At 34.5% G+C, this 20,087-nt stretch carries 23 protein-coding genes; 11 read left to right on the top strand and 12 right to left on the bottom strand.

The window, feature by feature from the left end; genetic code table 11:
* Positions 1-2: 2 nt before the first annotated feature.
* Positions 3-1,424 carry a type I restriction-modification system subunit M gene (locus AS180_RS03600; protein ID WP_062686416.1) on the bottom strand — a complete coding sequence of 474 codons (1,422 nt, stop codon included), beginning with the start codon at positions 1,422-1,424 and terminating at the stop codon, positions 3-5.
* A gap of 21 nt (positions 1,425-1,445) precedes the next feature.
* Positions 1,446-3,794: an EcoAI/FtnUII family type I restriction enzme subunit R gene (gene hsdR, locus AS180_RS03605; protein ID WP_062686417.1), complete on the bottom strand. Its 2,349-nt coding sequence runs from the start codon at positions 3,792-3,794 to the stop codon at positions 1,446-1,448.
* A 168-nt stretch (positions 3,795-3,962) separates the two neighbouring features.
* Between hsdR and AS180_RS23100 the strand changes: the two genes are divergently transcribed.
* The 3 genes from AS180_RS23100 to AS180_RS03620 all read left to right on the top strand — a co-directional run bounded on the left by AS180_RS23100 (position 3,963) and on the right by AS180_RS03620 (position 6,108).
* On the top strand, positions 3,963-4,790 hold the full coding sequence (locus AS180_RS23100) for a hypothetical protein (RefSeq protein ID WP_175384185.1): 828 nt from the start codon (positions 3,963-3,965) through the stop codon (positions 4,788-4,790).
* An 11-nt stretch (positions 4,791-4,801) separates the two neighbouring features.
* Positions 4,802-5,725: a hypothetical protein gene (locus AS180_RS03615; RefSeq protein ID WP_062686418.1), complete on the top strand. Its 924-nt coding sequence runs from the start codon at positions 4,802-4,804 to the stop codon at positions 5,723-5,725.
* A gap of 185 nt (positions 5,726-5,910) precedes the next feature.
* A complete protein-coding gene (locus AS180_RS03620; protein WP_062686419.1) occupies positions 5,911-6,108 on the top strand; it encodes a hypothetical protein in 198 nt (65 codons plus the stop codon).
* Between the two features lie 25 nt (positions 6,109-6,133).
* Here AS180_RS03620 and AS180_RS03625 read toward each other — a convergent pair whose 3' ends face one another.
* Both AS180_RS03625 and AS180_RS23450 read right to left on the bottom strand, forming a co-directional pair.
* Positions 6,134-6,415, bottom strand: a complete 282-nt coding sequence (locus AS180_RS03625) for a hypothetical protein (RefSeq protein ID WP_062686420.1) — start codon at positions 6,413-6,415, stop codon at positions 6,134-6,136.
* A gap of 172 nt (positions 6,416-6,587) precedes the next feature.
* On the bottom strand, positions 6,588-6,965 hold the full coding sequence (locus AS180_RS23450; protein WP_169187613.1) for a hypothetical protein: 378 nt from the start codon (positions 6,963-6,965) through the stop codon (positions 6,588-6,590).
* 227 nt (positions 6,966-7,192) lie between these two features.
* Here AS180_RS23450 and AS180_RS03635 point away from each other — a divergent pair, with 227 nt between their 5' ends.
* The 4 genes from AS180_RS03635 to AS180_RS03650 all read left to right on the top strand — a co-directional run bounded on the left by AS180_RS03635 (position 7,193) and on the right by AS180_RS03650 (position 10,020).
* The gene (locus AS180_RS03635) at positions 7,193-7,699 is read left to right on the top strand and encodes a hypothetical protein (protein ID WP_062686422.1); all 507 of its coding nucleotides are present in this window, start codon (positions 7,193-7,195) and stop codon (positions 7,697-7,699) included.
* A gap of 334 nt (positions 7,700-8,033) precedes the next feature.
* Positions 8,034-8,348, top strand: a complete 315-nt coding sequence (locus AS180_RS03640; RefSeq protein ID WP_062686423.1) for a hypothetical protein — start codon at positions 8,034-8,036, stop codon at positions 8,346-8,348.
* A 5-nt stretch (positions 8,349-8,353) separates the two neighbouring features.
* Entirely contained in the window at positions 8,354-9,409 is a 1,056-nt protein-coding gene (locus tag AS180_RS03645; RefSeq protein ID WP_062686424.1) for an NERD domain-containing protein, read from the top strand.
* Positions 9,410-9,510: 101 nt separating this feature from the next.
* Entirely contained in the window at positions 9,511-10,020 is a 510-nt protein-coding gene (locus tag AS180_RS03650) for a MepB family protein (RefSeq protein WP_062686425.1), read from the top strand.
* Between the two features lie 259 nt (positions 10,021-10,279).
* On the opposite strand, the gene AS180_RS03655 is transcribed toward AS180_RS03650, so the two are convergent.
* From AS180_RS03655 to AS180_RS03665, 3 genes are all read right to left on the bottom strand, one after another.
* A complete protein-coding gene (locus tag AS180_RS03655) occupies positions 10,280-11,275 on the bottom strand; it encodes a hypothetical protein (protein ID WP_062686426.1) in 996 nt (331 codons plus the stop codon).
* 79 nt (positions 11,276-11,354) lie between these two features.
* Positions 11,355-11,798, bottom strand: coding sequence for a helix-turn-helix domain-containing protein (locus AS180_RS03660; protein ID WP_062686427.1), 444 nt, complete (start codon positions 11,796-11,798; stop codon positions 11,355-11,357).
* 245 nt (positions 11,799-12,043) lie between these two features.
* A complete protein-coding gene (locus AS180_RS03665; RefSeq protein ID WP_062686428.1) occupies positions 12,044-12,901 on the bottom strand; it encodes a hypothetical protein in 858 nt (285 codons plus the stop codon).
* A gap of 1,120 nt (positions 12,902-14,021) precedes the next feature.
* On the opposite strand from AS180_RS03665, the gene AS180_RS23805 reads away from it, so the two are divergent.
* Together AS180_RS23805 and AS180_RS03670 are read left to right on the top strand one after the other, a co-directional pair.
* Complete coding sequence (locus tag AS180_RS23805; protein ID WP_258954103.1) at positions 14,022-14,150, top strand: hypothetical protein; 129 nt, start codon at positions 14,022-14,024, stop codon at positions 14,148-14,150.
* Positions 14,151-14,290: 140 nt separating this feature from the next.
* Entirely contained in the window at positions 14,291-14,515 is a 225-nt protein-coding gene (locus tag AS180_RS03670; RefSeq protein ID WP_062686429.1) for a DUF2188 domain-containing protein, read from the top strand.
* A gap of 75 nt (positions 14,516-14,590) precedes the next feature.
* On the opposite strand, the gene AS180_RS03675 is transcribed toward AS180_RS03670, so the two are convergent.
* The gene (locus tag AS180_RS03675) at positions 14,591-14,806 is read right to left on the bottom strand and encodes a hypothetical protein (RefSeq protein WP_062686430.1); all 216 of its coding nucleotides are present in this window, start codon (positions 14,804-14,806) and stop codon (positions 14,591-14,593) included.
* A 227-nt stretch (positions 14,807-15,033) separates the two neighbouring features.
* Between AS180_RS03675 and AS180_RS03680 the strand changes: the two genes are divergently transcribed.
* Positions 15,034-15,702, top strand: a complete 669-nt coding sequence (locus tag AS180_RS03680; RefSeq protein ID WP_062686431.1) for a GGDEF domain-containing protein — start codon at positions 15,034-15,036, stop codon at positions 15,700-15,702.
* Here AS180_RS03680 and AS180_RS03685 read toward each other — a convergent pair.
* The 3 genes from AS180_RS03685 to AS180_RS03695 all read right to left on the bottom strand — a co-directional run bounded on the left by AS180_RS03685 (position 15,680) and on the right by AS180_RS03695 (position 18,935).
* Positions 15,680-15,982, bottom strand: coding sequence for a hypothetical protein (locus AS180_RS03685; RefSeq protein WP_062686432.1), 303 nt, complete (start codon positions 15,980-15,982; stop codon positions 15,680-15,682). The two genes, AS180_RS03680 and AS180_RS03685, sit on opposite strands and share 23 nt — an antisense overlap.
* A 477-nt stretch (positions 15,983-16,459) precedes the next feature.
* A complete protein-coding gene (locus AS180_RS03690; protein WP_044394570.1) occupies positions 16,460-18,574 on the bottom strand; it encodes a heavy metal translocating P-type ATPase in 2,115 nt (704 codons plus the stop codon).
* A complete protein-coding gene (locus tag AS180_RS03695; RefSeq protein WP_044394569.1) occupies positions 18,567-18,935 on the bottom strand; it encodes an ArsR/SmtB family transcription factor in 369 nt (122 codons plus the stop codon). The genes AS180_RS03690 and AS180_RS03695 overlap by 8 nt, the downstream gene beginning before the upstream one ends.
* A gap of 193 nt (positions 18,936-19,128) precedes the next feature.
* On the opposite strand from AS180_RS03695, the gene AS180_RS03700 reads away from it, so the two are divergent.
* A complete protein-coding gene (locus AS180_RS03700; protein WP_044394568.1) occupies positions 19,129-19,770 on the top strand; it encodes a class I SAM-dependent methyltransferase in 642 nt (213 codons plus the stop codon).
* Between the two features lie 10 nt (positions 19,771-19,780).
* Here AS180_RS03700 and AS180_RS23455 read toward each other — a convergent pair.
* A partial coding sequence (locus AS180_RS23455; RefSeq protein WP_226372921.1) for a transposase occupies positions 19,781-20,087 on the bottom strand: 307 nt, incomplete at its 5' end.

Below are 20,087 nucleotides of genomic sequence, written 5' to 3' on the forward strand. Positions count from 1 at the left end.
TATTACCCCAATATCCTGTTCAATTCTTCTGTAAGGTGATAAATCTTTTGATTCTTTTCCTGAATCTTCGATAGGATTTCTGGAACAGTAAGGTGGGTACTTTCTTCAACTTTGTTTGGGTTTTTTATATCAAGGTTATAACCTTTGAATTTAATTTCTTCAAAAGAAACCTTCCAAGCATACTCATTTTCTTCTCGGTTCTCCCACCACTGTTTTTCTAAATCAAATTCTTCAATTCGGATGGGTTTAGTTTTGGAATAAGATTTTTGACCATCTGGATATGGATGTTCAAAATACCAAACTTCCTTCGTTGGTTCTCCCTTTTTGAAAAACAACAAATTTGTTTTAATACCTGTATATGGAGCAAATACACCGTTTGGCAATCTTACAATCGTATGAAGATTACACTCCTCCAACAGCTTTTCTTTGATACGTGTTTTAACCCCTTCACCGAAGAGAAATCCATCGGGAAGAACAACGGCCGCACGACCATTTTCTTTTAATCTTTCTAAAATGAGTACCATAAATAAATCGGCTGTCTCTTTTGTACGATAGCTTAATGGAAAATTTGCTTGAATACCATCCTCTTCCACCCCACCAAAAGGTGGATTGGATAATACTGCAGAAACCTTATCCTTTGAACTGTAATCTCTTAGTGGTCTTGCCAATGAATTATCCCTATGAATTTTAGGTACTTCTACGTCATGTAAAATCAAATTGGTTACTGCTAACAAGTGTGGCAATGGCTTCTTTTCAATTTCTAAAACCGATTCTTGAATTCCTTTTCGGTCTTCCACTGTTTTCGCTTGTTTTTTCAGGTTCTCTAATGTGCTGGTTAAAAATCCCCCTGTTCCACAGGCAGGGTCTAATACGGTTTCACCTAACTGCGGATTTATCATATCAACCATGAATTGGGTGACTGCTCTCGGTGTATAATACTCGCCACTGTTTCCTGCACTTTGTAAGTCTTTTAAGAATGTTTCATAGAAATCATTAAACAAGTGACGGTCATCTGAGCTATTGAAGTCCATTTCATTTATCTTATTAATAACTTGACGCATTAGCGTACCCGATTTCATATAGTTATAACTATCGGTAAACACTTCTTTTACAATAAAGCCTCTTGTGTTTTCCTCAACATCTGGAAGGTCTTTTAAAGCAGGAAAAAGCTCGTTATTTACGAAGTTTAATAAATCATCACCTGTCATTCCTTCATCATCAGAAGCCCAATTTCTCCAACGGTAGGCTTCTGGAAGTGGGGACTGATAATCATCTTCCATAATTTCTAATTCTATTTCTTTATCATCAAATATCTTAAGAAAAATCATCCACACAATTTGGGCAATACGTTGGGCATCACCATCTACCCCAACATCTTGTCGCATAATATCCTGAATGGATTTGATTATATTTGCAATCGACATTTTGTTCCCCCTCTGCTTCCTCTATGCTGTTGTATAAAGTTGCTGTTGAAGCTCCTGTAAAGCTATTAAATACTGTTTCTTACCGCCAAAGCTCTTCATAATTTCCAACACAGAGCCAAATTCATCGAATGGAGTAAGTTTCAGCACTTCCATACTCTCTATGTTTTCGATTCCTTCGTCAGCGTACTTGTCCAACAATGCTTCCAGAACCGCTCTGGCTTTATCACCGTACTTGGCGAAGTAGTCCTGTTTCTTTACATTCATCGCTCGTTCTTTGCGTGTTAAAGGCTTTCTATCAAACGCTATGTGACAGATTAAATCGAAGGGGTCATACTCTCTCCCCACTTCATCTTGCAGTTCATCCAACAGTATCCCTTGCTCTATCAACTCTTCTATAATAGCATCTTTTCTTTCGGCAGAATTCCACTTTTGCAAAAATACATCCAAAGAAGAATACTCCTTTTTTACTGTGTTCTTTGTATAATCCTTTAGTGATTCAGTTATCAATTGACCATCTTCTGCGTAATATTGCACACGTTCATTGATGACTTGCACCTTTATATTGTGAACATAATATGTCTTTGTTTTCGATTGTTCCGTATCAGTGTCTCCGTTATAACCTGAACCACCATCTGTTTCAGGTGGGAAATCCTCGTTATCTCCCTCTTCATCTGGTGGGGTTGGTGGCTCTCCTTCTTTCGGCTCATAGATTTGAACAGGGTCTCCATCAAAATCTGGGTCTGCAAAGAGATTTGTTACATTTCGGAAGTCCATAATAGTAAAGGAATATTTATTATGTTCTTCATTCACACGAGTACCTCGCCCGATAATCTGCTTAAATTCTGTCATAGAGTTTATGTTAGAATCTAAAACAATCAGCTTACAAGTTTGAGCATCAACTCCAGTTGTCATTAGCTTTGAAGTCACCGCAATGACTGGATAGGTACTTCCAGGATGAATAAAGTTATCAAGTTCTGCCTTCCCTTCGTCATTGTCACCAGTGATTCTCATAACATATTTATGATTTTTGGCTACTAAATCACTGTTTTCATTGGCTATCGCCTGTCGCATCCGTTCAGCGTGATTAATATTAGTACAGAAAATAATCGTTTTTTGATAACGGTCTGTTCGTTTCAAATACTCTGTTACTTTTTTGGCAACAGCAATTGTTCTCTGTTCCAAAATCAAGTTACGGTCAAAATCTTTCACATTATAGATACGGTCTTCAATGACTTCTCCAAATTTATCTGTTTGCCCTTTTGTTGGTCTCCATCCAGTATCTTTATCTAAGATGTAACGAATCACTCGATACGGAGCAAGAAAACCATCGCTAATTCCTTGTTTTAAGCTATATGTGTACAGTGGTTCACCAAAATAATCAATGTTGCTAACATCTTTTGTTTCTTTAGGTGTTGCAGTTAAACCAACTTGTGTAGCAGAAGAAAAATACTCAAGGATTTCTCGCCATGCGGAATCCTCCTTTGCACTCCCACGGTGACACTCGTCAATAATTATTAGGTCGAAGAAGTCTTTAGAAAATTCTTTGTAAATATTTTTCCAATCTTCCGCTCCCGATACCCCTTGATATAAAGCAAGGAAGATTTCATATGATTTATCCACTGTTCGGTTCTTTATCTTAGTCATTTTATCGCCAAAATGCTTAAAATCATTGCTCATGGTTTGGTCTACTAATATGTTTCGGTCTGCAAGGAAAAGAATACGCTTCTTGGTTTTTGACTTCCATAAACGCCAAATTAGTTGAAAAGCAATCATCGTTTTCCCTGTTCCTGTTGCTAACACAAGTAGGATACGGTCTTTCCCCTGTGCAATAGCTTCCACTGCTCGATTGACCGCAATACGTTGATAATATCTTGGCGTTTTCCCACTGGTATCTGTAAAATAATCCTGTGTTACAACTTTTTCTTGCTCCTCTGTAACAATCCCTTTCCAATTCTTATATCTGCTCCAAAGCTCTTCTGGTGTTGGAAACCTTTCTAACTGTATCTCTTGCTCTATTTTTTCCGATTGTCCAGTGCGGTCATGCTGTAAGAAGGCTTGACCATTAGAGCTAAATACAAAGGGAATATCGAGCATTTCTGCGTATTCTAAGGCCTGTTGCATCCCATCTCCAACTGAATGTTCTAAATCTTTAGCTTCAATAATGGCTATTGGTATATTTGGTTTATAATAAAGGATGTAGTCAGCTCTTTTAGATTTCTTTCGGGAATGTACTTTTCCCTTAACAATGATTCTCCCTGCTGTGAAAGTTACTTCTTCTCGAATTTGTTTATGTAAATCCCATCCTGCTTGTTGAATGGCAGGAGTAATATATTTTGTACAAATATCACGTTCACTTAACTTCTTTTTCACTTTTCCTCCCCCTTACCTATTGACAACCGACCTATTAATACCTTTATTTTACCAAATCAAAGCAAGGACTGCTGAGTTATTTTGACTAAAGGCGATGAAAACCATGCAAATATACAGCATTATATGACAGATGGTATATTTAACATAAAAAGACTGGATTGAAGATAAATGGGAAAATATTCACTTAACGAAGAGACATTGAAATTCTTATTACAATTTGAAAATAGTGTGGCTGGTGGAACTGTTTTTACAAATGCTAATTTAGTAGAAAAATTCAAACAATCTACCTTTCATCATAAAGAATTCGATACGTATATCCATACAGCCATAAATAAAGCAATATGGTATGCAATTAAACGGAGTGGTAATTGGGTTATGAAAAGTGGAGTTTATCAAAAGAGAGAAGATTCATCATCTAAAACCGAAACTACTGTTCCAGCGTTTGAAACTGAAATCAGTGTTCCTGTTCTAAATAAAGGGACTTCCTCCTCTGCCTTTAACAGAGAAGAATATATACGACATTTAAGCAAGAACTTGTTTGAGGTGCTGATTTTAAAAAGGGAAATTCCCGATAACTTTTTACGGAAATATCATCTTAGTTCAAAAGGAATTGGTGATGACCTTTATTTTCTAACGGAAAGCTATTTTAGACAAAAAGGGCTTTTTAGAGGAAAACACAGCATGTCCGATTACATTACCCCTAACGCTATGAAAGCCATTGAAACAGGTATTGTTACAAAGAACCTGATTTATGAACATATGATACCGAAAAATCTTTACATAAAACAAATTTCGGAAATTACATTAGCTGGACAATTAACAGAGGAATTTATCTATGACCTTTTGATTAAATATTACTTTGTTTGCACTGTTACAAAAGAGGAAGACGACAAATTGCCATCTATCAAAATGGCTGATGATTGGAATGGGACAAATCCGTTTTACAGATATGAAAAGGCTGGAATTCATTTTATTAGTAATAGAATTGAAAAGTAGGAGTGAATAACATGCGTTCAAGGATTGTACCGAAGGAATCTGTTCCCACTTTAGAATCAGATGGATACGTTACTTATGAAGAAGAGTTGCCATATCCTATTGTTCATTATCCTTCAAGATTTGGGTCATTTTTTGGCTTTCAAGAAAATGAAGACTCACCTGTATGTTATTGCAAATGCCAACAAAAAGGATTAGAAATATACCTTTTGAACGAAGAATTTAATCAGTTTGGAGATATTCCTAAATCATTGCGTTTCGATTTGGGAGAGGCGTTTATAAATACACTCCAATTCAAAGATAATTTATGCCACGTTTGCAATAAAGTAAGCCCAAAATACGGATTTGGAAAAACGTTAAACGGAACAAAGTTCCACTCTATCTATGGCCATTATATAAATGGTTTAGCCTTTGGGCTTGGGATTGGTTCACGAGGGAGAATTTATGCACCAGACCTTTTACCCACTGACATAGTTCCATATCTTATTACACATTCATTTGATGATAAAAGGCTCGATGACCAATCTATAACAGATTTCCTAAGATATTGCGAAGATGTCATACGAATTCGTATAGGCTACTTTGCAATAGGTAAGAAATGGACAACGGAAGTTAAACTTCTTGAAATCATAAGAAAACTATATCCAAATTATACAGTTATTCATCAATACCCACTTGACCATTTAAAAGCTGATATTCTTATTGAAGAATTGAATCTCGTAATTGAATATCAAGGAGAACAGCACTTCAAACCTATTGCTTTTATGGGAGGAGAGGAAGCATTTGAAAATACTAAAGCAAGGGATAAAGAAAAAGTAAATTTATGCGATTACTATAAACTTGGAATAGTTTATTTTGACTACAAAGATGAATTAAATGAGAAGATGGTCAAAGAAAGAATATCATTGTATTTAAGGGGAAGGAGACAATCATTATAGATTTTATTTTTGTTGATGATTGTTTTGCCATTATTCCTATATCAAAAGGCTGGGGTAAATTTTTCCCACTATGAGAAGGCTCACTAATAAACGTTTTAGGTCAATAACACACCTTTTCCAAATCTATAATCTAATAGTTCAACAGAACAGGAGTAATCATTTTACACTGGGAAAGGATGCAGACCATGAAAAAGGTGGAGATAATTCTTACAGAAGCGTTAGAACAGGAAATAGGTGAGATTGTACAGCTAAAATCTTATAGTGATTATGTAGCAAAGGAGGAAGATATTATTTTGAAGGTATTGGAACTTTACACAAGCCGATATAAAAACATGGTCAAAGGCTCAATTAATACAGTTGAAAGGGTAATAAAAAAACAATAGAAGCTCCTCTGTAGGGGCTTCTCGTTTATCCTATTTCGTATTCATTTACATAATCAACTTCACCCTCATACTTCTCTTTTACTTTGCTTAAATCGCCTGTAAATGGCTTTAGTGTAAGCCATACTTGGGTTTGGTAGCATTTAAATTCTGTTAGCCTATACAATTCCTCATTTAGCTTGATGACTCTTTCTTTTCTATACCAGCCCATAAATTCTGGCTTTTCGTCTACTTCTCCTTTAAGGATAGTCCATAAAATATGGTGAAACTCACCTTCATAATTTCTTTCAATTTCAATTATTTTTCCCACTTACATTCCTCCGTTTCTTGCTATTTGATTTAATTTAATAATTTATTAGATTACTCAAATCATATTTATATCGAGTCCGTTTTAACTCCTGCGGAATAAGAATCCCGTTTTTCCTTGTCCAAACTAATGAAAAACTCTTGCGTTCTCCGTCATGATAAAACTGATAAACTGCTTACGCATTCACAAAATACGTTTCATTTACATCTCTAAAATTGAATACAAATCCTGCTTTTACACCATCAATCGTGCTGTATTGATAAAGGGATTCTACCTGATTTAGCTGTAAAGCTCCGAAAGGAATAGATTTACCTTTATGGCTTTTCAGCTCTAATAGATAGAGATTCGGAATCTTGTATAGGATAAAATCGCAGGGGTTTTTCACATTAGCGAATCCTAAACTATCGTCTTTCATTCTGTAAGCAAATACATTTTCTGGGATAGAATCATAAAAGTCTTTTTCAAATGCCTTCCCTGGATTCTTACTACCACTGCCTTTCTTCTTGTTCTCTATTTCTATTACTATAAGACCTCCCTCCTCTCTCATGTTCACTTGTATATGATAGTAATTCAGGAGCAACCTTATAACGCTAATCCTGCCGAACCAAAACATTATTCAATATTGAGCCACTTTGATTCCATAATCACGAGCCACCTTTGCTTTTAGCTCCTTCCAACCTTACAACACCTTGCTCGAAGTAGCTCCTACACAGTGCAGTTATAAAGAAAAAGCAACTCTACTATAATATTAAAAAACCAATAGAGAGGAGCAAAGTACACATGAATAAAGATAGATTTTTTACGATGGATGTAGACAGACGTGCAGAGGAAATAAATAAAATGCTGGTAAACAGCGATTTAAAAGGGGTTGCAGAGGCTTTAGGTCTCGCCTATTCTTCGTTCACGAAAGAAATGCAGAAACAAGATTTCGTCTATATTGCGAGAGAGAATCAGTATTTCAAGTTTATTCGGGACAAGGAATCATTAGGAAATGCGAAACCTTCTGATAAAGCAACCATTGGCTTCCAAGAGGAATTAACCTTTATAAAAGAGAATTTAGAAACCTTGAAGAGCTTAGTATCTACCGTAAACGAAAAACCTACGCTTGTCTTAGATAAAGAAATCTACAATACTAAGGCAAAATACGTGAACAAAAATTTGAAGTTGAATGAAAACATTTATGACAAGTTCTCCAAGTTATGCGAGAACCAGTTCCCACATTTGAAAATTCAAGATTTAATTGCACACAGTTTATTGGAGTTTATTTACACATACCAAGAAACTTAGTAAACGACATTTTTAATGGCACAGATGAAGATACCTGTGCCTTTTTACTTTATTAAAATAAAAATACTTATACATAAGAGTTTGGATATCGTAGTTCTGTATGAAAAGGCTATGAACCATTTCACACTTTTTACGTAATTGCTCTGAATTGTTGCTAAACAAGTGTGATTAATTAAGAACTGTTATGAATTCTTTCGTACTTCTTTCATACCTTGTACGCAAATGTTGAGATATATTTTTGTAACAAACACTATTGAACTGATAAGTTGAAGAAAGTTTTAGAAAACACATGTTATAATATGGCTACAAATGGAATTCGTTCGGAGGTAATTGCATGAACAAATTGCTTGAAACAATTGAGGCCAAATCCGTAAATGGATTGTATCGAATTCATCAATACAATGACGGAAACGCTCTGCCGAAACTTGTCATTTATCAGGTTCTCGATGGACATGAAGTGCCTGTTAAAAATATGTATAAAGAGCTTAAAAGATTAAATGAAGAGTTCTCTTTTGGAATTCAATATGAACCGATAGACCGCATTAAGTTGAATACGAGAGAATTTGGCAGGGAGTTTATCAGACGCTATAAAAGCATACAAAAAGAAATTGGCGTACACTCGGATTTTAGCATAGAAACGGAGGTTTAGATTATATGGAATATAAACAAGTTGGATTTTTTAAAAGAGTTGCTAAAGCTCTAACGGATACCGAAAAGTTAAAAACACCCATTCTTGTGAAGGAAGCAACAGAAAGCAATCAGTTAATTGAACAATCTAAACAGGAAATCGCAAACACAGTAGATGAAAAGCAAAGCAAATCCCTTCACGAAAAAATAAAACTATTAGAACTCGGTTTAAAAGGTGAAAATAGCGTTCTTTTTGAATTACAAAATTCCTTTATGCCTATACATATCCTGCACGATGTTCGTATTGTTCACAATGACTTAAAAGCTCAAATAGATTTTGTTGTTTTAACAAGAAAATTCATTTTATTGATAGAAGTGAAAAATTACTATGGCAACATTTTAGTAAATGAAAAAGACGAATTCATACGACAAGTGTACAAAGGAAACAGGTTAGCATTTCAAGAAGGGTTCTACAGCCCAGTTCGCCAAGTAGAAAGACAGGTTGAAGTTTTTGAGTCATATATGAGGGACATGGGAGCAGTGACACGAACACCAATTAAAAGTGTTGTTGTTTTCACCAATAATCGAACGGTTATCAATACGAAAAAGGCAAGTAAACATGTAAAGGAAAAATTATTACGTGTAGACGGTTTAGTGGCATATATAAAACAAGAACTCGAAAAGTCATCGCCTGTTCGCTTTATGGATAACCGTATGAAAGAAATGAGCGATTATATCAAGGCTACTCATTTTGAATTGATTGATGACGAAACTGACTTAGTAGAAATGAAATTATTAGAGGAAACAATTAGTACACAAAATGAAAACAATGAACGGATAGTATCAGCTCAAGCGAATAATACCGATTTAGAAGAATTATTGAAAAAATTCCGTATGAACAAAGCGACTGAACAAAACGTAAAAGCATTTCACATATTTAGCAATAAAACATTGGAAGAATTGATTCTAAAAAAACCGTGTAGCTTAACCGATTTAAAAACCATTCATGGAATTGGCGAAATGAAAATTAATGCTTTCGGTGAAGAATTGATTGGAATTATAAAAAACCATCGGCAATTATAAGAAGGATAAATTATATTTATGGTAAAATATAGGGAGTAAATTAGGAAGCATTTGCCTAACAAATGGACCATTAATTGTTGAACTTTGAGGAGGGTGGAATAATGGATGATTTTTATACAGCATTAAATTATGTAAATAAAATGATTTACGAGGCAAATGATTTAACGGTGGAGTCGGTTCAAGAAGAAAAACAAAATTCTAAGTATGGTGCTGGTACATTTAAATTATCATCTAAAACAGTTCGATTCAGAGTTGCGAATATAACTCCCACCAAAGTAGGTCAGTTTGTTGCATTTTGGGAAAAGGATGAAAATAATAAAAATCAACCCTATTTATATGAGGAAGCCCCTGATTTATTAGTTATAACTACCTTTAAAAATGAAAATGAGTTTGGTCAATTTATTTTTCCAAAAGAAGTTCTTTTAAAACAGAATATTCTTAGGTCTACTTCAACAAAGGGAAAAATGGCAATAAGAGTTTATCCTACCTGGGATAGTCCGAGTAGTAAACAAGCGATGAAAACTCAAGAATGGCAATTACCCTATTTTGTTGATATGTGTAATCCGAATAAATTACAATTAGAAAAAATAATAGAACTGTATTCTTTTTAATCCTCTGCAATTGGGTGCGTTTCTGCAATAAGCAGAAATAGATAGAATTTTTCAGGCTTGGGTATGGAATATACTTAATACTTCTTATAGTAGTCGAATAAAGGAAAATTACATAGTACAGATGATGTTAATATCAATATTTGACTAATGGGGTGCGTTAATTCAATACGACCACCATTCTGATGGTCATTTTTTATATCTTTAGAAAACAACCTATTAAGAAAGGCACTGGATAACCCAATGCCTTGTTCCTGCTTATTTACAGACTATATTCAAATTCTTCCCACATATCAAGTCTCTCCTCCTCACCATAAAGAACATCATTACTGAATGCCAAGATAAATTTCTCAGCAACATCTACTAACCTATCAACTGTTTCTCTTACACTCCTTCCTCTTGATTTAAAGGAGTAAGTTATGGTGTGTTTATCATCCAAAAATTTTAGCTCCTCCCCAATTAATTCTTTTGCCTTCTCTTCTCTCTCCTTTATTTTGTAATAGATTGGTGGACTAAACTCTCTAAATCTTAACTCTACGAACGCACGATAACGCATATCCTCTACTGTTAGCATAAGCGACACACCAGATTTTCCGAATCCACATGGGATAATCCTCATATTATCAAGATTGGATTTCTGCCTTTGGAATGATAAAAAATATGGAATCCTTTCTCTTAATTGCAGTAAGAGATAGTTGTTTACATCCTCTCTATTAGTAAAATCCCAATCAATCTTTTCCCTATATTTCTTGTTCCCCTTAATTGGTCGAATAATGCTCATTTCCTTTTGTAATTGGATGGGATTAGAGACTTCATTGAGGATATGAAGGTTTTCATAGACTTTCAACTTATGTGTTCCACTATTCAATAAGTCAATTCCCTTAAATAATTCAGGATTAATCGTTACAAAGTAAAGGTTGACTTTTTTGCTCGAATTCAATATTTTATCTCTCAACTGCTTTACGTATTTATCCTTAAACCCTACCGCTTGATAAATAATAATCCCTTTATCAATAGCCTCTATCAGCTTAAGAAGTCGGTATTGGTGAGAATAATCCGATTTCAACAACACATTCTCTACAAAGACCTCTACTCCTAAATCCTGTTCTATCCCATACATATCAATTTTCAACCCTGCAAATTTTGTTTCTAATTCTAATCCTGCTAATTTCAAGTTCAATTCCTTTTCTAAAATTTGAGGATTTTCAAATTGCGAAAGTGTAAATATGAATTCGCGCTCACTTGAATTTTTAGACATTTTTCTCTAACCTCCAAAAAATATAGAAAAAGAGAACCAGTAAAAAATACATAGTTCTCTTTCCTCGCCTGTTTGATGATTATTTTATAGACCTTAAAAATGTATCAACTCTGTTTAAAATCTCCACAGAATCCAAATGTTTACTATGTTCTTCCCATTCACAATCAAGTAATGCCTCTATTAATCCTAATAAATCCTCCCTTGTTTCCATAGTCGGAAGTTTCCCTTTTATAAGATATTCTTGATTAACCATAACTTCTTGAATACTTTTTAAAGGAAGCTCACCCTCGCTTGGTTCAATATCAATCAAATCAGTAATATCTACTTTTAGTGCCTTTGCCAAATTTTTGATTATGGGATAGGTAGGCGCTTTTTTCTTCCCACGCTCTAAAGAATTTACGTAGCCTGGGTCAATTTTCGCCATCATTCCCAATTCTTTACAGGTATAACCTCTGAGACCTCTATAATATTTTAATTGTTGAGCAAATGTTCTTGGCATCTCTCGTACTTCTCTACTACTCATAAAAACTCATTCCTCCTGGTTTATCTGTCTAATCCGAATTGATAGATTAGAACATCCTGTTTTTATAGGTTTCTTAATAGAACCCTTGTTTGTATTAACCTTATATTATAGATAGGAAAGTTTGATTTATAACTGATAGAAAAGGAGTCGCACATAGTTCGGCATGTTGACACAAAAAGACACCTTACCACTGCGAGGCAAAGTGTCTATCTCTACTTAATATTGTCTATTCTTAAAAATGCTTTTCACTCGTTGATTCGGTATTCTTCCAAATACTCATTTTCAGTATAAATTCTCAAAATATCAGAAACTCGTACATAAGCATCATTTTTCAAATAAGAATAACAATCGTCTATACTATTGTAAAAAAGGTCATTGTTTATTCTTCTTAATGATTGATTTATAAGCCATTTTATTTTCCTTATATTAATTTCACTTTCATCCAAATAATTGATTTCATTCTTATCAATATCAAAATTCCAATCAGCGAATTGTGAGAGTGTTGCCTTATATTTTATGACATAACAAGATATATCATTCATCCAGTCATATTCTATATTTGGCACTCTTAAAAGTTCAGCCAAATTATATAGAAACTCAGGTCTCCTTCTAATCCCTCCGCCATATTTAAGCACATTGTCAGAATGAAAGAATGAATTTAGTTGGAAGTCCTTATACAATTTGTAGATAATCCAATCAATCGGTTCACTTATGCCATTATAATCTTTGCTTATATCAAAGAGCTTATCTTGAAATTGAATTTGTTTCTTTTCAATTTCAATGCGAACTCCGTAATTCCTTAAATAAGCCCTTAAGGGCGTATCCTTTATGATGGCTTGTTGCAAATTTAAAAGTCCATACTTCTTTAAGGATGAACAATTATCCTTATCCGTAGTTACGTGCAATGAAGTTATATAAATCTCAAAATCCAACAGAGAATGTTCACTTAATCCTAACAAACTTAAAAAACCCTCTGCATCATAATCATCCTTATGACTTGCACAGTATTTCGTAATTTGTCGTTCATCCACACCCAATAATTTGCTAATTGAGCCAATTGTATCTGGAAGTGTAGTCATGTCATAAATAATTTGCTCCCCCATAAGACCTCTCCAAAATTAAGATTTTATATATAATTAGCATAGCACAGAACTATAGAATTTCATCAAAATTCCAATCTTTTGCTGTTTCCTCCCTTTCCCCTCTTTCCCTTATCAAGTTCAGACTCACTTTAGATTTGTTCTTCAGAAACCCAGCCCTTCTATGTAGTCGCAAAACATAAACGGTAACTCCCCCATTCTCACAAACCCTTGCCATTCCTGCCTTTCTCCGATTTCCCAATTTCTGTAGGCAAATAAAAACGGTAAATATTTTCTGTCTCTTTTCCCCCATTTTTTGACAGAAATCAGGGTTTTTAGGAAAACATAAATGGTAAATCAGTTCACAGGAATTAGGAGGTTAGGGATGGGGGATTCCTGCTTTTTCTCCTGCCTTTTTTCGCTCTTTTCTTCCTGTTTTCTTTCTCCTTTTCCTCTCTTAAATCCTGTTTTATTGGGCTTTTTATCAAACGTTTGATTAACTCTGATTCACGTACCAACGGTACGTTTTTCCTGCTTATTAGAAACAAAAAACACGAGGAAAACTGGATGGAGAGTCCAATTTTCACTCGTGCTATTTACCGTTTATGTTTAACCATTTTACAAGTTGTTTTGCTGTTTACCGTTTATGATTTGCGATAACACCTGGTTTATCTGTCTAATCCGAATTGATAGATTAGAACATCCTGTTTTAATAGCTTCAAATTTAGAAACCTGTTTTATTAAAGCTACTGTATTATAAGCAGTTGCCCCAAATATATAACTGCATAATCGGAGGAGAAGACGTTCAACAAGAAATTCAATCAAAGGAAAAACAAAGATGATAGAATATGAAAAATGCTTGGCAAAGAATGTGTTCCGTAATGAATCAACTATGGCAAATGAAGAAATTAAGGGAAATTTGTTAAAAATCTATCATTTACTTAAATAATCAGACTTTTTCTCACACATTCTAAACTTTTCACATTTGACAAATAAAAAAACACCTACCAAAAACACAATATATAGTGTTATTTACTATTGAATAAATACTATATATTGATTAAGTTGGAATATAGTGCTATAATTCAATATTGTGAGGAGGCAAAAAATAAGCATTAGATTACACGTATGAGGAGGTGACTATATGGTACGAGTACGAATCAATACATCCCAAGTTAATAGAGCCATTAGGGATTTAAATAGAGAAGTAGATAAGCAAGTAAAAAGAGAAGTGCAGAAGCTCGAACGAGAATTAAAGAGAAAGCTAAAATAAAAAAGCCCTTATTTGTTTTGCAGAACAAATAAGAGCCATTGATTTATATATCCACGTTTATATTACAACAAAATTCATTTTCATAAAAGAGGACTTACGTTCGCCTCCCTCACCATAACAAATAATGAGGTGATGTTTAAATGGGTAAAAATCAGCATGTTACCCCACATTCTGGCGGTGGATTTCAAGTAAAAGGTGCAGGAAATTCAAGAGCAACAAAAGTATTTGATACTCAACGTGAAGCGATTTCATTTGCAAGAGATATTGCAAAAAACCAGCAATCTGAACTGTTCATTCATAACAGAACAGGACAAATTAGAGAAAGAAACAGTTACGGAAACGACCCTTATCCACCAAGAGGATAATTGAAATGAAATCCTTAAGAATTCAATAACCGCTTTACTGCTACAACAGGGGGGAATATCATTCCTCCTGTTTCTTTATGTATTTTTATAGTTATTTGATTTAGTAAGGAATTGTTTAAGCTCTTCTTCACTTATAAATTCTATATCAATCCACTTTTTCTTACAATAATCCCATAACGCCCTAACTTTTATTCTTGGGTCATTAGGATTTCGAGGAATTGCAAATACTCCGTTAGGGAAGGCATCATCGAACGCTTCCATCTCCTTAATCAATTTATCATTAGCTTTCATTTTCCTCACCCACTTTTATATCTATACTACCAGATTTCGCAGGGACTTTAACATCAATTCCCTTTCCTCTATTCACCATATTTCTAAAGAAAAATCAAAATAACAAGGAAACTGGAGGAATACTCCAATTTCTATCTTAGAAGAAACTTCATATTGCTATAACATTTGTACATAAACACATGATAATATATAAATAGAACTATTAGACTGTAAAAAGGTGACTAACTATGAAATATACTGGCAGGATTTTTGGAAGTTTAGGCTTGTTTTTATTACACTCAGTTTATATTTTCTACTATTTTTTTCGGGATGGAGAAGTAGAACCGCTTGATTTATATTCATATCCACTCTTAATTTGGATTGGGTATTGGGGTGGTAAGCAGTTTGATAAAGTTAGATTTTATTCAGAAAAAGATGAACTGACTGGTATTTACAATAGAAGGTTTGTGATGAACACTTATGAAAAGATTACTTCTATAGCAGAACGTACAAATAGTAAACTATATGTTTTAGTAATAGATTGCGATAATTTCAAAGCTATCAATGACACTTACGGACATCATAATGGCGATATGGTCTTAATCAAGATTAGTGAAACACTTGTTGATTCAACAAGAAAAAGTGATATTGTTGCTCGATGGGGCGGTGATGAATTTTTGGTTATTGGTCTTTGCAATGAAGAGGCTGATTTGCAAACTATTCTCCAAAGGCTGGAAGAGCACCTGAAAAACCTCGCTTATCAAATAAACCTGCCTATAAAGGCTTCAATCGGTTCGGCTATATATCCAAACCATAGTAAAGATTTGTTTGAGTTAATAAAGATAGCTGATGACAAGATGTATAACAGCAAGGAAACAAAGAGCACATTAAAAATTACAAAATTACAATCGCAATAGTGTTAGCGTAAAAACTGAAAAATAAATGTTCGAGCATCATATCCGATGCTCTATTTTTATGTTTATTTATTTCATTCGCAACAATTACTGAAGGATGACCAGGCATTTGACCTGATTTTCCTTTAGTCTTAACCATACTTTTTTGTCTAATTATCCATCCTTCCCCCTTTTTCCCTACTGAGTTCAGAATCACTTTAGATTTTATTTCAAATAAACCCTGCCTTCTATGTAGTTGTAAAAAAGAAACCTTCCCTCCCCCCTTTTCCCAAACCCTTGTCATTCCTGCCTTTCTCCGATTTTCCCATTTTCTGTAGGCAAATGAGTTGTTCCCCCGTTCGCTCCTTTTTTCTCCTATTTTTTGTCAGAATCCTGATTTTTTAGGAAAATAAGTTGTTCCGTAGGAACAGGGATAAAAATGGGTCAGGGCTAAGGGTTTTTCCTGCTTTTTCTCCTGCCCTTTTTCTCTCTTTTCCTCTGGTTTTTATCTTGAAATCGTTGATTTATCAGGCTTTATCAGACGTTTCCTCCTGCCTTTATTCATGCCTTTCTCATGCTTTTTACTGGCTTTTTCTCCGCTTCTGGACACAAAAAAACGAGGAAAACTGGAGGCTATCCTCCAATTTTCACTCGTTTTAGGGAACAACTTATTTAACCAAGGGAACAGTTTATTTGCCTTGGGTAAAACTTCTTTTTGCTATAACATAGAAGCAGGTGATAGGAAAAAAGGGATTAGGGATTGAGTGCTAACATTTTTCCATTATTCCTTTACTTTCAATAATCTTAAACTGTTTAGGGTAACAATCAATGTTGCTCCCATATCTGCAAAGATGGCTAACCACAATGTCAACCAGCCTGGAACAATAAGTACCAAGGCAAGTAACTTAATGCCTAATGAAAAAGTAATATTTTGCTTAATGATTGCCAACGCTTTTCGACTTAGTTTGATTGTATATGGAAGTTTACTTAAATCATCAGACATCAAAGCAATATCCGCAGTCTCTAATGCTGTGTCCGTTCCAGCTCCGCCCATTGCTATACCCACTGTTGCAGATGCAAGGGCAGGTGCATCGTTTACTCCGTCTCCGACCATTGCTACTTTATCATATTTACTACGAAGCTGTTTAATATAGACTAACTTATCTTCTGGTAAAAGTTCAGCTTGTATCTCCATGACACCAACTTCTTTACCGATTGCTTTAGCTGTTCCTTCATTATCTCCTGTAAGCATGACCGTCTTTTCAATGCCAATTTGATGAAGTTTACGAATTGCCTCTTTAGAACTCTCCCTTACTTCATCTGCCACTGCAATAAGAGACATAATCTCTTTAGAAGTTCCTAAGACCATCACTGTTTTTCCTTGCTCTTGCATATTAGTTATCTGTTGTTTAATATTCTTTTCTATGCTATATAATTCCTCGAATAAATTTGGACTACCTACATAATAAGTCGTTCCATCGATATCTGCTTTTACACCTTTTCCTGTAATCGACTGGAAGTTCTCTATATTCACATCTTTATAAGGTAAATTATCGGCTTCAGCTTTTCTTATAATGGCTGAAGCTAACGGATGCTGTGACCCCTTTTCAATTGCAGATGTAATCGTCATTATTTTTTGTTCTTCTTCATTAAAAGCGACAATATCTGTAACAGAAGGAAGACCTTTTGTAAGTGTTCCAGTTTTATCAAATGCAATAACTTTTAATGCCCCTGTTTCTTCTAAGTGAATTCCACCTTTTATCAAAACACCATTTTTCGCTCCATTTCCTATGGCAGTTACAATGGATACTGGTGTTGAAATGACCAACGCACAAGGACAACCTACAACAAGAACTGCCAAACCTCTATAAATCCACTCCTGCCAATCTCCGTTTAAGAATAGGGGAGGAACTACTGCCAGTAATAGGGCAATAATAATAATTCCTGGTGTATAATACTTTGCAAATTTGTCTACAAACGCCTGGGATGGTGCTTTTTCCGCTTGTGCTTCCTCCACCATATGAATGATTTTGGAAAGAGTGGTATCCTCAACACGTTTCGTAACTTTTACCTCTAATAATCCTTCTTCATTCAACGTACCAGCATATACCTCTTCATTGACTTTTTTTACTACTGGTACAGATTCACCCGTAATGGCCGCTTGATTGATAGTAGATGTTCCTTTTACAACAATCCCATCCATTGCAAGTTTCTGACCTGGTTTTACTATCATAATGTCGTCTATTTGAATGTCATCAACTTGAACCGTAATCTCTTTATTTCCTCTACGAATAAGAGCTTCTTTTGGTGCTATATCCATTAGGGATTGGATAGAATTACGAGCTTTATCCATTGAGTATCTTTCTAATGCTTCGCTAACTGCAAACAGGATAACAACAGTTGCTCCTTCGCCCCATTCTCCAATAGCAGATGCTCCTAATATGGCTACCGTCATCAAGGTATTCATATCAAACTTTAAATGAACTAAATTTTTAAGTCCTTTGATAAATAGGGAATAGCCACCAATCAAAATAGAAAGTGCATAGCCTATAGTCGGAATTAGACTTTCCTCACCATATTGTTTGGTCATCATCCAACTTATCAATAGTAAGACTGCTGATATATATACTTTTATATTTTCTTTTTGTTTCCAAAAAGATTCTTGCTTAACAACTTGCTCTCTTTCATTTCTTATCTTTAAATTTTCAAATGCCCCTGCTTTTTCTAACTCTTCAATAGTTGCATTTCCAATAACATCAACTTTCGATGCACCAAAATTTACTTTCGCATCTTGAACTCCTTCAAGTGCTTTGACGTTGTTTTCAAATATTGATGCACAATTTGCACAAGTAAAACCTTGTACTCTATAAGTTTTCGTTTGTTGTTGTTCAGACATGTGCTTTCACCTCCTGATTATGTTCCAATGCAATAAGGATTAACTGTTTAATATGGTCATCGTCTAATGAATAAAAAGCCAATTTCCCTTCTTTTCGATGCCTTAATATAGAAAGTTTATGAAGAGTACGAAGATGATGGGAGGCTGTCGCTACAGATGTACCTAAGATATTGGCAACATCACAAACACATAGTTCATCTTCTTGACAAAGAGCATACGCAATCTTAGTACGATTTTCATCACCTATTACTTTAAATACTTTGGAAATATTACTGATATCTGCCTTCTCGATTTCCTCTTGAACTCGATTTACTTTCTCTTCATCGTAGCAATAAATTTCACATGTATCTTTTTTACTCACATTCACTTCTCCTTTCTCATTCAAATGTTTATTTGAATATATTATAACTCTAACCCCTTTGTTATTCAAATATATATTTGAATGAAACGAAAAATTATTCTTATCTTTATGAAAATCCCACAAATTAAAGGATTTTATTAATATTCCAAAGAATACAGATACACAATAAAGTTTTTAAACGAGGAGTTCTAAAATGAATAGCACATGGAATCAAATTATCTATAAAGTATGGTCGCCATTTTATGACCAATTTTTCAATAAAGGAATTTTTTTAAAAGCAAGAAGAGAGGTATTTAAGGATATAGAATGGGTTCAGGAGGAAAGGGTACTCTTCGTAGGTTGTGGTACAGGTGCAGATTTAGAGTATGTCCCTCATAATGATATCGACATAACAGCCATTGATTTTTCCAGTGACATGCTGGATAAAGCAAGAGAAAAGTTTCATCATACAGATATTACATTCCTGCAAATGGATGCACAGGATTTAACATTTCCTGATGAATCTTTTGACATTGTAATAGCAAGTTTACTTCTTTCTGTTGTCCCAAATCCTCATAAGTGTATGGAAGAGATGATTAGAGTAACGAAACCTAAAGGGAGAATATTGATATTTGATAAATTCGTTCCTGAGAACCAAGAACTATCCCTTTTCAAAAGGGGAATAAGACCGCTTATCTCCTTGTTGGGTACAGATATTGGATTGAGATTTGAACAAGTGGCTAATCCATTTTCTAAGCAATTATCCATACAAATGGATTCACCAATTATGCTAAATGGTATGTACAGAAAAATTATTGGAATTAAAATCCAAAATGATAAAAAAGTAAGGAATTAAATACTCAAGGTTAATTGAATAAAAAATGGGGCTGTCTAATAAGTCCCTCTAAATAAAACAGGTGGAGAAAAACGCAATGTTTTTCTCCACCTGTTTTTATATATTTTCGATTATTATCTAAAAGTAACTGGCGAATGCCAGCTACTTTTAGTATATTGTGGGCTAATGCCACAATCCCAAATTCCACATGGACTTTATCGAGTCCCCGCAAGGAAAATCTGCGGAACGACCGATTGCCCTTGATGTGACCGAACACACTTTCGACCTCGACCTTACGACGAGCGTAGATAGCGGCTTTCGTTTCACATTCAAGGGCT

The sequence above is a fragment of the Priestia veravalensis genome, from assembly GCF_001457055.1.
Taxonomy (GTDB): Bacteria; Bacillota; Bacilli; order Bacillales; family Bacillaceae_H; genus Priestia; species Priestia flexa.

Coding starts and splice junctions, on each gene's coding strand:
- AS180_RS03600 (WP_062686416.1), bottom strand. CDS start 1,424: ATGTCGATTGCAAATATAATCAAATCCATTCAGGATATTATGCGACAA.
- AS180_RS23100 (WP_175384185.1), top strand. CDS start 3,963: ATGGGAAAATATTCACTTAACGAAGAGACATTGAAATTCTTATTACAA.
- AS180_RS03615 (WP_062686418.1), top strand. CDS start 4,802: ATGCGTTCAAGGATTGTACCGAAGGAATCTGTTCCCACTTTAGAATCA.
- AS180_RS03620 (WP_062686419.1), top strand. CDS start 5,911: ATGAAAAAGGTGGAGATAATTCTTACAGAAGCGTTAGAACAGGAAATA.
- AS180_RS03635 (WP_062686422.1), top strand. CDS start 7,193: ATGAATAAAGATAGATTTTTTACGATGGATGTAGACAGACGTGCAGAG.
- AS180_RS03640 (WP_062686423.1), top strand. CDS start 8,034: ATGAACAAATTGCTTGAAACAATTGAGGCCAAATCCGTAAATGGATTG.
- AS180_RS03645 (WP_062686424.1), top strand. CDS start 8,354: ATGGAATATAAACAAGTTGGATTTTTTAAAAGAGTTGCTAAAGCTCTA.
- AS180_RS03650 (WP_062686425.1), top strand. CDS start 9,511: ATGGATGATTTTTATACAGCATTAAATTATGTAAATAAAATGATTTAC.
- AS180_RS03655 (WP_062686426.1), bottom strand. CDS start 11,275: ATGTCTAAAAATTCAAGTGAGCGCGAATTCATATTTACACTTTCGCAA.
- AS180_RS03660 (WP_062686427.1), bottom strand. CDS start 11,798: ATGAGTAGTAGAGAAGTACGAGAGATGCCAAGAACATTTGCTCAACAA.
- AS180_RS03665 (WP_062686428.1), bottom strand. CDS start 12,901: ATGGGGGAGCAAATTATTTATGACATGACTACACTTCCAGATACAATT.
- AS180_RS23805 (WP_258954103.1), top strand. CDS start 14,022: ATGGTACGAGTACGAATCAATACATCCCAAGTTAATAGAGCCATTAGG.
- AS180_RS03670 (WP_062686429.1), top strand. CDS start 14,291: ATGGGTAAAAATCAGCATGTTACCCCACATTCTGGCGGTGGATTTCAA.
- AS180_RS03675 (WP_062686430.1), bottom strand. CDS start 14,806: ATGAAAGCTAATGATAAATTGATTAAGGAGATGGAAGCGTTCGATGAT.
- AS180_RS03680 (WP_062686431.1), top strand. CDS start 15,034: ATGAAATATACTGGCAGGATTTTTGGAAGTTTAGGCTTGTTTTTATTA.
- AS180_RS03685 (WP_062686432.1), bottom strand. CDS start 15,982: ATGACAAGGGTTTGGGAAAAGGGGGGAGGGAAGGTTTCTTTTTTACAA.
- AS180_RS03690 (WP_044394570.1), bottom strand. CDS start 18,574: ATGTCTGAACAACAACAAACGAAAACTTATAGAGTACAAGGTTTTACT.
- AS180_RS03700 (WP_044394568.1), top strand. CDS start 19,129: ATGAATAGCACATGGAATCAAATTATCTATAAAGTATGGTCGCCATTT.